This window comes from Pseudomonas sp. P7759 (genome assembly GCF_013386445.1).
Classification (GTDB): Bacteria; Pseudomonadota; Gammaproteobacteria; order Pseudomonadales; family Pseudomonadaceae; genus Aquipseudomonas; species Aquipseudomonas azotoformans_A.
In genome coordinates this window covers 29,083-41,967 of the sequence record NZ_JACART010000010.1, presented here as the reverse complement: position 1 = coordinate 41,967, position 12,885 = coordinate 29,083, and the positions used below count along the sequence as shown (strand labels likewise).

Annotated in this window: 13 protein-coding genes; 3 read left to right on the top strand and 10 right to left on the bottom strand. The window is 60.3% G+C overall.

Annotated elements, in window-relative coordinates; translation table 11 throughout:
* Positions 1 to 4: 4 nt before the first annotated feature.
* The gene (locus HX823_RS13100) at positions 5 to 1,414 is read left to right on the top strand and encodes an aldehyde dehydrogenase family protein (RefSeq protein WP_071496369.1); all 1,410 of its coding nucleotides are present in this window, start codon (positions 5 to 7) and stop codon (positions 1,412 to 1,414) included.
* A 35-nt stretch (positions 1,415 to 1,449) separates the two neighbouring features.
* Here HX823_RS13100 and HX823_RS13095 read toward each other — a convergent pair whose 3' ends face one another.
* The 6 genes from HX823_RS13095 to HX823_RS13070 form a co-directional block, all read right to left on the bottom strand.
* Entirely contained in the window at positions 1,450 to 2,007 is a 558-nt protein-coding gene (locus tag HX823_RS13095; RefSeq protein WP_071496368.1) for a TetR/AcrR family transcriptional regulator, read from the bottom strand.
* A gap of 85 nt (positions 2,008 to 2,092) precedes the next feature.
* Positions 2,093 to 3,538 (bottom strand): SulP family inorganic anion transporter, encoded by a 1,446-nt coding sequence (locus HX823_RS13090; RefSeq protein ID WP_177075126.1) that lies wholly within the window; start codon positions 3,536 to 3,538, stop codon positions 2,093 to 2,095.
* Positions 3,539 to 3,747: 209 nt separating this feature from the next.
* A complete protein-coding gene (locus tag HX823_RS13085; RefSeq protein ID WP_177075125.1) occupies positions 3,748 to 4,641 on the bottom strand; it encodes an NAD-dependent epimerase/dehydratase family protein in 894 nt (297 codons plus the stop codon).
* A 103-nt stretch (positions 4,642 to 4,744) separates the two neighbouring features.
* Positions 4,745 to 5,641 (bottom strand): LysR family transcriptional regulator, encoded by an 897-nt coding sequence (locus HX823_RS13080; protein ID WP_177075124.1) that lies wholly within the window; start codon positions 5,639 to 5,641, stop codon positions 4,745 to 4,747.
* A 30-nt stretch (positions 5,642 to 5,671) separates the two neighbouring features.
* Positions 5,672 to 6,262 carry an NAD(P)H-dependent oxidoreductase gene (locus HX823_RS13075; RefSeq protein ID WP_177075123.1) on the bottom strand — a complete coding sequence of 197 codons (591 nt, stop codon included), beginning with the start codon at positions 6,260 to 6,262 and terminating at the stop codon, positions 5,672 to 5,674.
* Positions 6,263 to 6,382: 120 nt separating this feature from the next.
* Positions 6,383 to 7,147: a sulfite exporter TauE/SafE family protein gene (locus HX823_RS13070; protein WP_177075122.1), complete on the bottom strand. Its 765-nt coding sequence runs from the start codon at positions 7,145 to 7,147 to the stop codon at positions 6,383 to 6,385.
* Positions 7,148 to 7,330: 183 nt separating this feature from the next.
* Between HX823_RS13070 and HX823_RS13065 the strand changes: the two genes are divergently transcribed.
* Positions 7,331 to 8,221, top strand: coding sequence for a LysR family transcriptional regulator (locus tag HX823_RS13065; protein WP_177075121.1), 891 nt, complete (start codon positions 7,331 to 7,333; stop codon positions 8,219 to 8,221).
* Here HX823_RS13065 and HX823_RS13060 read toward each other — a convergent pair.
* Positions 8,167 to 9,573 (bottom strand): amino acid permease, encoded by a 1,407-nt coding sequence (locus tag HX823_RS13060; RefSeq protein ID WP_177075120.1) that lies wholly within the window; start codon positions 9,571 to 9,573, stop codon positions 8,167 to 8,169. The two genes, HX823_RS13065 and HX823_RS13060, sit on opposite strands and share 55 nt — an antisense overlap.
* Positions 9,574 to 9,622: 49 nt before the next feature.
* Positions 9,623 to 10,873 (bottom strand): kynureninase, encoded by a 1,251-nt coding sequence (kynU, locus tag HX823_RS13055; RefSeq protein WP_177075119.1) that lies wholly within the window; start codon positions 10,871 to 10,873, stop codon positions 9,623 to 9,625.
* Positions 10,874 to 11,017: 144 nt separating this feature from the next.
* Here kynU and HX823_RS13050 point away from each other — a divergent pair, with 144 nt between their 5' ends.
* A complete protein-coding gene (locus tag HX823_RS13050) occupies positions 11,018 to 11,491 on the top strand; it encodes an Lrp/AsnC family transcriptional regulator (protein ID WP_177075118.1) in 474 nt (157 codons plus the stop codon).
* A gap of 122 nt (positions 11,492 to 11,613) precedes the next feature.
* Here HX823_RS13050 and catA read toward each other — a convergent pair whose 3' ends face one another.
* The gene (catA, locus tag HX823_RS13045) at positions 11,614 to 12,543 is read right to left on the bottom strand and encodes a catechol 1,2-dioxygenase (RefSeq protein ID WP_038845067.1); all 930 of its coding nucleotides are present in this window, start codon (positions 12,541 to 12,543) and stop codon (positions 11,614 to 11,616) included.
* A 42-nt stretch (positions 12,544 to 12,585) separates the two neighbouring features.
* Positions 12,586 to 12,876, bottom strand: coding sequence for a muconolactone Delta-isomerase (catC, locus tag HX823_RS13040; RefSeq protein ID WP_038845065.1), 291 nt, complete (start codon positions 12,874 to 12,876; stop codon positions 12,586 to 12,588).
* Between the last annotated feature and the right edge of the window lie 9 nt (positions 12,877 to 12,885).

Sequence of the window (12,885 nt, the reverse complement as noted above, 5' to 3'; positions counted from 1 at the left end):
TCTCATGAGCCGAGTTTTCAAGCTGTTAATCGATGGCCAATTGGTCGATGGCGCATCCCGTCTTGACGTCTTCAACCCCGCAACCGGCAAGGTTTTCCAGCACGTTCCCAAAGCGGACGAAGCCCAAGCCTTGAGCTCGATCGCCGCGGCGAAAAAAGCCTTCTCCGCCTGGGCCGCCTTGACCTACACCGAACGCGCCGCCTACGTGATCCGTTTTGCAGAGGCCATCGAGGCCAACGCAGAAGATCTCATCCGCATGCTCACACGCGAACAAGGCAAGCCGCTGGAGGATGCCCGCTTTGAAGTGCTCTGGGCTGCCGCCAACCTCAAGTACCACGCAGCGCAAGAGCTGAAAACCAAGGTCATTCGAGAAACCGCTGCCGAGAAAATCATCGAGCAGCGTTCGCCACTGGGCGTCGTCGTCGCTATTGCGCCATGGAACTTCCCCGTGTGGATCCTGATGTCAAAGATCGGTGCAGCCTTGATGACCGGCAACACCGCCATCGGCAAACCGGCCCCTACCACCCCCATCACTACCCTGATGCTCGGTGAACTCGCCGCCAGCATTTTCCCGGCGGGTGTATTCCAGACACTGGTGGATGAAAATGAGTTGGGGCCTCTGTTGACCAGCCACCCGGATGTGGCTTACGTCAGCTTCACCGGCTCAACCGAAACCGGCAAAAAAGTGCTCAACAGCACCGTGGCGACCTTGAAACGTTCGACATTGGAGCTGGGTGGCAATGATGTGGCGATTGTCCTGGATGATGCTGACATCAAGACGGTTGCCCCTAAAGTCTTCCGGGCCGGGTTCCTGAATGCCGGACAAATCTGCTTCGCCGCAAAACGCGTGTACGTACCCAATCTGATGATGAAGGCTTTCGTTGCCGAATTGGTCAACCTGGCGCAACAGGCCAGACCTGGCGACGGCTTCGACGCAACGACCACCCTCGGGCCCGTGCAGAATAAAGCGCAGTACGACAAGGTGCGGGCATTTATTGACGAAGCGAAAGACCAAGGCGCCGTTGTCGTCAGTGGGCAACAGGTGCCAGAGGACGGTTATTTCATCGCGCCGACCATCGTCACAGGCCTGGCCGATACGGCGCGGCTAGTGACCGAGGAACAATTCGGCCCGGTGCTGCCGATTCTGGGCTATGACAATCTGGATGAGTTGATCCTGCGCGCCAACGATTCAAACTTTGGCCTGGGCGCGTCGGTGTGGACGTCAAACACCGATCGAGGAATAGAAGTCGCCTCGCGCATCGAAGCCGGTACGGTGTGGATCAATACCCATGTATCGCTGCCATTCGACGTACCCTTTGGCGGCGCCAAGCAATCGGGCATTGGTCAACAAGGTGGCATTGAAGGCATGCAGGATTACACCCAAGTCAGAATCGTCAACGCCGCGTTGGCGTAAACCAGGGCGAATTGGCTGTCAGTCCCGGCAGCCAATTACTTGGCGGGCACCAGCAGTGCCAAAAAATCGCTCACTTTATGATCAAAGGCCCGCCTTGGGTTTTTGATGTTCTGCTCGATGCCCAGCCCGTAGAAAAACGTCAGTATCAGATCCGTAATGGCTTCAGGCGCGAGCACCGTGTTCTCGCCGGTGATGTTATTGCCGATCAGCTTCTTGAGAATCACTGAGTTTTTCGCAAAGACCGCCGTGGCCTCAGTCGGCAACAATGACAAATCGCGCAAGGAGTTGATTGCAAAACAGCCGCTCTGCCCCTCGGGGGTGGCAAATGCTGAGCGCAGGAATTGTTCGATGTTCGACCAGCCCAATGGCTCGGCACTCAGCAGCGCACGCCATTCCCTGCATTCGAAATAATGTTCGAGACAGGCCACGAACAGCGCGTCTTTGCTTTTGAATTCGCCATACAGGCCCGACTTGTTGACGCCGGTGGCCTTTTCCAGATCAGCCACGCCTGTGTCTGAAAAACCTCGACGCCAAAACACAGGAATCGCTTTTTCCAGAACATCTTCGCGGGTAAATAGCTTGATTCTGCCCATGATCCGACCTTGAACCGTCAATTAAGGGAGTCGCCCAGTATAGGCAGCCTCCGGACGATTTAAAACCGAATGGTTTAATAAAGCATCAGTCGTGGTGAACCTTCGCGCGCTTGAGCAATTTCTTGCAGCGCTCCGACAGATGCAGCACCCGCAGATGCTTGCCGGCTTTGGCATAGCGCTCACGCAGGGTCATCAACGCAGCAATGGCTGAATAGTCGACAAAGCTCAGGTGACGGCAATCCAGCGTCACCTGGGCCGGGTCGTTGGCCGGGTCGAACTGGTTGAGGAACGGCGTGGTCGAGGCAAAGAACAAGGTGCCATGCAGACGATAGAGCTTGCTGCCATCGGCCTCCAGGTGTTCATCGGCATACAGCTCGCGCGCCTGTTGCCAGGCGAAGTTCAGCGCCGCAATCACAATCCCGCACAGCACGGCCGTGGCCAGGTCGGTGAACACAGTGATCACCGTCACCGCGATAATCACCAGCACGTCATTGAGCGGCACCTTGTTGATCACCCGCAAGGACGCCCAGGCGAAGGTCTGCTGGGACACCACGAACATCACACCCACCAGCGCCGCCAGCGGGATCCGCTCGATAAACGGCGACAGGAACAGGATGAACAACAGGATCATCACCCCGGCCAACACGCCGGAGAAGCGCCCGCGCCCACCGGAGCTGAGGTTGATCACGGTTTGCCCGATCATCGCGCAGCCGCCCATGCCGCCAAACAGTCCCGAGACCATATTCGCCGCGCCCAGGGCCACGCTTTCGCGGTCCGGGTAGCCACGGGTTTCGGTGATTTCATCGGTGAGGTTGAGGGTCAGCAAGGTTTCCAGCAGGCCGACCATGGCCATCAGGAACGCATAGGGCGCGATGATGCCGAGGGTTTCCAGGGTCCAGGGGATCTGCGGCAGGGCAAAGCTGGGTAGGCCACCAGCGATGTGGGCCATGTCGCCCAAGGTCCGAGTCGGCAAGCCCAGCAGGTACACCGCCAGACCCACGCCGAGGATCGCCACCAATGCAGGCGGCACCGCGCGGGTGATGCGCGGCAGCAGATAGACGATGGCCATGGTCACCAGCACCAGGCCGATCATCACGTACAGCGGCGTGCCGCTGAGCCAGTGTTCACCGCTCTTGAAATGCTCCAACTGCGCCAGGGCAATGATGATCGCCAGGCCATTCACGAACCCCAGCATTACCGGGTGCGGCACCATGCGTACTAGCTTGCCCAGGCGCAGCAGGCCGAAGGCGACCATGATCAACCCGCCTAGCAACACCGTCGCCAGCAGGTATTCCACGCCGTGTTGCACCACCAACGCCACGATCACCACCGCCATCGAGCCCGCCGCACCGGACACCATGCCGGGGCGGCCGCCGAACAATGCGGTCAATGTGCAGATGATAAAGGCGCCATAGAGCCCCATCAGCGGGTTGAGGTGGGCCACCAGGGCAAAGGCGATGCATTCGGGCAGCAACGCAAAAGACGTGGTGAGGCCGGCCAGAGCATCGGCGCGCAGACGGGTGAGGTTCATGAAGTACCAGGGTAATGCGGGGGATAAGGCGGGGAATGGTACGGAATTGAAGGGAATGGGGCTAGTCTCGAAGACCGTATCGTCCCCTTCGCGAGCAAGCCCGCTCCCACATTTGACCGAGTTCCAGCTTTGGAATGCAGTCAGTGTGGAAGCGGCGGTGCGACGATTCGACTTGCTCGCGAAAGAAGCGCCCCGGTATCAAGCGAACATCACACCATCTCGTGGCGAATCCACTCCACCACCGACGTACGCTTCGGCGCCCAGCCCAGCAGTTCACGGGCATGCTTGCCCCGCACTCGGCTGTTGGAGCCCAGGCCATAGTTGGCCATTTCATAGCCCCACTCGGCTTCGGCGTCGGCCAATGGCCAATCCTGGGGTTTGCCCAGGTTCAGGGCTTCGGCAATGGCGGTGGTCATGTCGATAAACGCCGCTTCGCTGCTTTCCACGAAGTAGAAGGTGCCTGGTACGTTCTTGTTCAGTGCCAGCAGGTACAGCGCCACCACGTCTTCAATGTGCACGTTGGACCAGATGTTCTGCCCACTGCCCACATGGCGCACCACCCCACTCTTGCGCGCCTGCTTGAGCAGACGCGGCAATTGCACGCTGTCGCGCTTCACGCCCAGGCTGCGGCCGTAGATCAGCGTGTTGCAGATCACCGCCGAGTTCACGCCTTCGTTGGCAGCCGCCAGGATCAGGTTGTCGATGGCCACGCGTGCCGCCTTGTCGACGGTCGGCTCCGGCAAGTTGTCTTCGAAGTAGATGACATCGCTGGACTTGCCGCCCGACGCATCACCGACAATGCTTGAACCGCTGGTGTGCAGGAATGGCTTGTTCGAGCCCTTCAAGGCTGCCAGCAGGGTTTCCACGGCGGCGCGATGATCGCTGCTCGCGGCATTGATCACCGCATCGGCCTTTTGCGCTTGCTCGGTCAATACAGCGGCGTCATCCAGGGTGCCGATCACTGGGGTGATCCCCAATGCCGTCATCTCGGCCGCCTGCTCGGCGCTGCGCACCAGGCCGGTCACGCTATGGCCAGCCTTGACCAGGCCGGTTGCGATGGAACCCCCGATAAAACCTGCTGCGCCGGTAACGAATACGTTCATGGAGAGTGCTCCTGAGTGGGTAAGTGATGGGACCAGTATCAAGGGCCGATCCCTGACGAATAACCCCCTATTGCCCAATTCACTCTTGCGCGAAGGTCACGAATCAGCAGGCATACCGCGCCAGCTTGGCTTGCATGAAGTCGAGGAAACACTGGATGCGCAAGGCCAGCTGCGAGTTACGGTAGAACACCGCGTGGATCGGCTGGCGATAACCGCTGTTGAACGCTTCCAAGACTGGCACCAGGCGTCCGGCTTCGATGTCGTCGATGGTCATGAAGTTCGACAGGCAGCAGATGCCCTGCCCTTCCAGCGCCAAATGACGCACGGTTTCACCACTGGACGCGGCCACGCCGGGCTGGATCAGCCAACGGTCGCCCTCCACATGGCGCAGCGGCCAGTGGTTGAGGGTTTCGGTCTGGGTGAACCCCAGCAAGGTGTGGTCCGCCAATTCGGCAACCGTGGTCGGCGTGCCGTATTGCTTGAGGTAGTCGGGGCTTGCGAGAATATGCAGCGGCGTACAGCCGAGCGCACGTGCGTGTAGAGTAGAGTCGGCCAACACACCGATGCGGATGGCGATGTCGGTACTCTGCTCCAGCAGGTCGATGATCAGGTCATCGCTGTTCAGCTCCAGCTGGATATCCGGGTAAAGACTGCGAAACTCCGCGATATACGGCACGATCCCATGCAGCATAAAGGGCACCGCCGCATTGATGCGCAGGCGTCCCGCCGGTTTTTTCTGGCGCGACGACAGGCGCTCTTCCAACTCATCCATCTGCGCCAGGATCACCTTGGCCTGTTCGAAGAAGTACTTGCCCTCCTCGGTCAGGTCCATGCGTCGCGTGGTGCGGTTGATCAGCGTGGTATCGAGCTTGGCTTCCAGGCGCGACAAGGTGCGGCTGACCGCCGAGGGCGTTTGCCCGACCTGTTCTGCGGCAGCGGAAATCGAACCGCATTCAATCACGCTGACGAAGATCTGTAGCTCATCGGATCGGGCTTTCACAGGCGCTCCTCGTTATCGGTTCACAGCAGCTTACACCGAGAAATTGAACACCTGCGCCAGATGCTGCTCGTAGCGCGCCACGTCAGCCTCGATCGCCGGGCGCTTCATCACGTCCACGCAAAGGAAGGTCGGCAGGCCGGTCATGCCAAGGAACTCGTTGGCCTTATGGAACGGGAAGTACACCGCGTCCACGCCTTTGGCTTCGAAGAAGTCGGTCGGGTCGTCGAAGGCTTGCTGCGGCGCATTCCAGGTCAGCGAGAGCATGTATTGCTTGCCCTGGATCAAGCCGCCGCTGCCGTACTTCTGCGACGAGTCGGAGCGCGTGCGACCGTCGCTGGCGTACAGGCTGCCGTGGCCTTCGGTGAAGACTTCGTCGATGTATTTCTTGACGATCCACGGCGCGCCCATCCACCAGCCGGGCATCTGGTAGATGATCACGTCGGCCCAGAGGAATTTTGCGACCTCTTCGGCCACGTCGTAGCCTTCGTCGATGTGGGTGACTTTCACGTCGATACCGGCACGGTCCAGCACGGCCACGGCGGCGTCATGCAGGGTGGTGTTGTAGCGGCCATCGGAGTGAGCGAACTTTTTGCCGCCGTTGAGCAAGAGGATTTTTTTCATGGGAGGGCATCCGGAAGGGTTAAAAATGTCTGCCGGCAGGCTATCGACATTGGCCCCTCGGAATAAGCGGCGGCACGGCAAAATACATTTGACCAAAAAGCACAAATGCACCACCCATTGTTAACCACTGATCAGCAGATGCGCCCCCAGCAAGGCCATGCCCACGAAAAACACGCGCTTGAACAACACGGCGCTGATGCGCTGCCGCACCGCCTGGCCCAGCCACATGCCCAGCAGTGCCGGCACCAGCGCCAGCAGCGAGGCGCAGACCTCCCCGCCACCGAGGGTGCCACGCCAGGCCAGCCCGGCGGCCAATGCCAGGGTGGAAACCGTGAACGACAGCCCCAGCGCCTGCACCAACTGATCACGGTTTAAGCCCAAGGCTTGCAGATAGGGCACGGCGGGAATCACGAACACGCCGGTCGCTGAAGTGATGACTCCCGTGACGACGCCGCACATAGGACCCAGCCAACGTTCAGTCTCAGGTTTTACCTTGAACGTCGGCAGGAACAATCCGCTGAGTGCATACACCAGCAACGCACCGCCCAACGCATGCCCCACCCAGCTTCCCCCGCTCATGCCCAGCCACAAGGTGCCCAACCCGGTACCGAGGAAGATCAGCAGCAACATCGGCCACAGGCGTTTGACCAATGCGCTCAAATGCCCGCCGAACGCCAGTTGCCACAGGTTGGTGATCGTCGACGGGATGATCAGCAAAGCCGCAGCCTGCGCCGGTAACATAGCCAGGCCGAGCAAGCCCATGGAGACTGTCGGCAGGCCCAGGCCGATCACCCCCTTGACGGTGCCGGCCAGCACGAAGGTGCCGATCACCAGCACGCTCAGGGCGGGGCCGATTTGTTGGTAGAACGCGAGGAAAGTATTCATAAGGGGATTGTGCGGCTTTTCGCTGAAGGCTGAAATTCGCCATATACTGAGGCAGCCTCTTGTTTTGTGAGAGGCTGATGCCGCCTTCGCGAGCAAGCCCGCTCCCACATTTGAAATGCATTCCAAAATGTGGGAGCGGGCTTGCTCGCGAAGGGGCCAGTCCAGCCACCCGAGAACCCCGGCATGCACTTTGACCTGATCGACCTGCGCCTCTATCTGCACATCCTCGACACCGGCAACATCACCGCCGGTGCCGGGCGCAGCCATTTGTCCCTGGCCGCCGCGAGTGCGCGTATCCGGGCGATGGAGGCTTCGTTGGGTATCGAGTTTCTGGAGCGTAACCGTCGAGGCGTCACACCCACGCCCGCCGGCAAAGCCCTGGCCCGCCACGCACGCTTGTTGCTGCAACAAGCCGAACACCTGCAGCAGGACCTGGCGGAATACGCCAACGGCATCAAAGGCCAGGTGCGCCTGCTGTGCAACACCACCGCCCTCAGCGAATACCTGCCGGAACTGCTGGCGGACTTTCTATGCGAGCATCCCAACCTCGATATCGACCTGCAGGAGCTGCCGAGCCTGCGTATCACCCAGGCCTTGCGCCAGGGCACAGCGGATATTGGGATCATCTCCGACGCGGTGGACACCCACGGCCTGCAGACCCTGCCCTTTCGCGACGACCCGCTGGTGCTGATCGCGCCGCTGGATCACCCGTTCACCGCAGGGAGCTTTGTCGATAGCCTGCAACACGACTTTGTCGGTCTCGCCACTCACAGCGCGTTGACGGTGTACCTCGAAGAACAGGCATTGCACGCGGGTTTCCGCCTGCAAACACGCATCCGTGCCGAGAGCTTTGACGGGGTGATCCGTATGGTCGCCCGCGGCGCTGGCCTGGGTATCGTGCCCCAGGCCGCGCTGGAACGTTGGCCGCAGGAACGCCGCTTCAAGGCCCACCCCCTGCAAGAGGAGTGGGCCTGTCGGAAGCTGCTGTTATGTGCGCGCTCGTTCGAACAGCTGCCCGGTTATGCCAAAGCCTTGTTCGACGCCTTGGCCCTGCCCTTGCGGAAGAACCCGTAATACACCGCCGACAGACTCAGCAGGAACGGCACGCCAAACACCAGGGTCATCTTGAACGCGTCGGTGAAATAGGTGGTGATCATCACCGCGCCCATCAGCACCAGCCCCAGCAACGTGCTGTAGGGAAACAGCCGCAGTTGGAACGACAATTTCGGCCCACCGTGACGCTTGCGGTAGCGCCGGAAGAACAGGTGCGTGAGGAAGATCATGAACCAGGTGAAGATCGCGCCAAACATCGAGATCGCCATCATCAGCGTGAACGAGCTTTCCGGGTACACCACGTTCAGCAACGTCGCCAGCGCAATGCCCGAACTGGACAGCAGCAACGCGTTCAACGGGATGCCGCTCTTGCTCAACGCGCCCATGGACTTGGGCGCAAACCCGGCGCGGGACAGGCTGAACATCATGCGGGTGGTGATGTAGAGCTGGCTGTTCATCGCCGAGAGCGCGGCGATCAGGATCACGAAGTTCATCACGCCGGTAGCACCGGGAATGCCGATGGTCTGCATCACCGTGACGAACGGGCTCTGGGTCTGCCCGGCCTGGTTCCACGGCACGATGGCCAGCATCAGCGCCAGGGTCAGCAGGTAAAACACCACCAGGCGCACGATGGTCGCACGGAACGCTTTCTTCACCGCCTGTTCCGGGTCGGCGGCTTCACCGGCGGCCACGGCGATCATCTCCACACTCAAATAGCTGAAGATCGACACGATCACCGCCATCCACATGCCGCTCAGGCCATGGGGGAAAAAGCCGTCGTGGGCCGTATAGTTCTGCACGCCGTACTCCGGATTGCCGGAGCCGAACACCACGTACACGGCAAGGATGATGAAGCCGACAATCGCACTGATCTTGATCGTCGAAAACCAGTATTCGAAGTTGCCAAACGTCTTCACGCTGATCGCATTGAGCAGGATCAACACGCTGGAAAACGACACGATCCACACCCATTCCGGCACGTTGGCGAACCAGTACTTCATGTACATCGCCACCGCCGTGACCTCGGCGCCCACCGCCAACACAATCGCCGCCCAGTAGGCATAACGCACCAGGAACCCGGCGAGCGGGCTGATGTAGAACTCGGCATACGCACCAAAGGAGCCCGAGGTGGAATGGGCCACCGTCATTTCCGCCAGGCAGCCCATCAACAGCAAGGTGATCAACGCGCCGATGGCGTAGCTCACCAAGACGCTGGGCCCGGCATAGCCGATGGCGTAGGCGCTGCCCATGAACAGCCCGGTGCCAATGGCGCCGCCGATGGCGATCATGCTCATCTGGCCGGAAGTGAGCTGGCGCCGCAGGCCCAGTTCGCGGTGGGTGATCTCTGCAAAGCCGTTGTCTGGCGTGGTCACGTGGTGTGCCCCTTTATTATTGTGATTGCACAGGTGGTCGGTAGATGTGTCAGGTGACGCTGTTGCGGACTTTGAATTGCGGCTGGTCCCAGGTGTGGTTGTCGAGGATGTCGCCAAGGATTTCCACAGCGTCAAACACTTCGGTAAAGCTCGTGTACAACGGCGTAAAACCAAACCGCATGATGCGCGGCTCACGGTAATCACCGATCACCCCACGGGCGATCAAGGCCTGGATCACCGCGTAGCCTTCAGGGTGTTCGAAGCTCACATGGCTGCCACGCCTGGCGTGCTCGCGTGGGGTGATCAACTTCAAGTCATGGGCGGCGCAACGGGCTTCGACCAACGCGATAAACAGGTCGGTCAACGCCAGGGACTTGCTGCGCAAACTCGCCATATCGGTCTGGGCAAAGATCTCCAGGCCGCACTCCACCATGGCCAGCGAAGTGATCGGCTGCGTGCCACACAGGTAACGGGCGATGCCAGCACTCGGCGCGTAGGTCGACTCCATGGCGAACTGTCGGGTGTGCCCGAACCAGCCCGACAACGGCTGACGCACCACATCCACCAACGCCGGGTTGACCCACACAAACGCCTGGGAACCCGGGCCGCCGTTGAGGTACTTGTAGGTGCAGCCGATCGCATAATCGGCGCCCGCCTGATGCAGGTCGATGGGCACCGCGCCCGCCGAATGCGCCAGGTCCCAGATACTCAACGCGCCACACTCATGGCTCAAGGCGGTCAGCGCCTGCATGTCGTACATGTAGCCGGTCTTGTAATTGACGTGGGTGAGCATCACCACCGCCACGTCCTGATCGATCGCCTGGGGCAGTTCGTCCGGGCTGTTCACCAGGCGCAGGGAATAGCCCTGTTGCAGCAGTTCAGCCAAGCCTTCTGCGATGTACAGGTCGGTGGGGAAGTTGCTCGCCTCGCTGACGATCACCTTGCGATGCGGCTGGCGTTGACGCTGCACGGTCAATGCGGCGCTCAGCACCTTGAACAGGTTGATCGAGGTGGTATCGGTGATCACCACTTCGTTGTCACGCGCGCCAATCAAGGGCGCCAGGCGATTGCCCAGGCGCTGGGACAAATCCGCCCAACCGGCGGCGTTCCAGCTGCGGATCAGCCCGTTGCCCCACTCTTCGGCGATCACCGCCTGCGCCCGCGCCAACGCCGCCACCGGGCGGGCGCCGAGGGAGTTGCCGTCGAGGTAGATCACGCCCTCCGGCAAGGCGAACTGGCTGCGCAACGGTGCCAGCGGGTCCTGGGCGTCGAGGGCTTGGCAATGGCTTCGAGGGGTCATGGGCGGTCCTGGTTTTTATAAGTAAGAATGGACCAAATAATGAACGAAGTTTTAGAGAATTTTCGTGCAAAGTGAGTAGCAACAGGCTAATTAAGCTGTAGGAAATTCGAATTTAACCCCCAAACACGCGGATTTATTCTAACCATGATTCTCGACGCCACCGACCTGCGCCTCCTGCATTTCCTGCAACAGGATGGCCGCATCAGCAACCAGGAACTGGCGGAAAAAGTCGCGCTGTCGCCGTCCGCCTGCCTGCGCCGTTTGCGCTTGCTGGAGAGCGACGGAATCATCAGCGGCTACCGCGCGGTGCTGAACGCCGAGCAATTGGGGATCGAGCTGGAGGCCATCGTCCACCTGTCCTTGCGCCAGGATGTGGAGGATTGGCATGAGACCTTCATCAAGAAAGTGCAGGGCTGGCCGGAAGTGGCCAGTGCCTACGTGATCACCGGCGCCAGCAACTATGTGCTGCGGGTGCAGGCGCGCAACCTCAAGCATTTTTCGGACTTTATCGTGAACCACCTGAACCGCACGGCGGGGGTGATGGATATACGCTCGGAGATTGTGTTGCAGAAAATCAAGGATCGGGATGAGGTGCTGGACCTGGTTATCCGCAAATAGCGGCAACACTACAAAACCCTGTGGGAGCGGGCTTGCTCGCGAATGCGGTGCATCAGTCGCCGGATATGCTGGCTGATACATCGCATTCGCGAGCAAGCCCGCTCCCACATTTTTAACCGCGTTTAGTCTTCCAAAGCACGCACGCGCTGCATGCGCTTTTGCTCTACCGGCGCATCAGCGATCTGCAACTCAAAGTCAAAATCAATCTGCGCAAACCGCCCTTCCACGCCAAACTCTCGCGCCAACTGCGGATCTTCACTGAAGCGAATCTCGGCGATCAACTCATCCCGCGTCGCGTAGGCAAAATCATCATGCAGGTACGGGTCATCCGACAGGTTGATCTGCGTGGTCAGGTGCCGATGCCCCGGCGCCGAAATGAAGAAGTGAATATGCGCCGGCCGCTGCCCGTGGCGCCCCAGTTGATCGAGCAGTTGCTGGGTCGGCCCGGTCGGCGGGCAACCGTAGCCCGACGGTACGATACTGCGAAAACGGTAGTTGCCCTGGGCATCGGTCTCGATGCGTCGGCGCAGGTTGAACTCAGATTGCGTAGGGTCGAACCATGAATAGGTGCCACCGGTATTGGCCTGCCACACATCCACAATCGCCCCCGCCAGCGGCTTGCCATCGGTGTCACGCACTTGCCCGCGCATGAACAGCGGCACCGCGTCGTCCTTGCCATCATCCAATCGCGCCTCATACTTCGACAGCGGCGCACCGGCCACATACAACGGGCCTTCGATGGTGCGCGGCGTACCACCGGATTTGCCGGCCTCCTCATCGGCGGCGTCCATCAACAGGTCGAGGTAATGCTCCAGGCCCAGCCCGGCGGCGAGCAAGCCGGCTTCCTGGTTCCTGCCCAAGTCGTTCAGATAGTTGACCGCCTTCCAGAACTCTTCCGGGGTCACTTCCAGGTCTTCGATGATGTTCACGGTGTCGCGCAGGATCCGGTAGATCAGCGCCTTGGTACGCGGGTTACCGGCGTCATTGAGGTTGCCGCTGGCTTCTTCGAGAAACTGTTGGGCATGGGCAGTCTGGGACAGTCGGATGGACATGGTGCATTCCTCATCTTGTAGTTATTAGATTAAAAAACCGGCCTAGCGGTCATCCTCATGGATCGACGACGGGTGACGGCACAGGGCATTCACTTCGATGGCCATGTAGGGGAAAAGCGGCAGTTGCATCAGCAGGTCGTGCAGGTCCTGCACGCTGTCGACATCGAACACGCTGTAGTTGGCGTAGTGCCCGGCGATGCGCCACAGGTGGCGCCATTTGCCTTGCTGTTGCAGGCGCTGCGCCAAGGCTTTTTCTTCGGCCTTGAGCGCAGCGGCGCGCTCGGGATTCATATCGAGGGGCAGGTTTACGGTCATTTTTACGTGGAACAACATGGCAGGCGC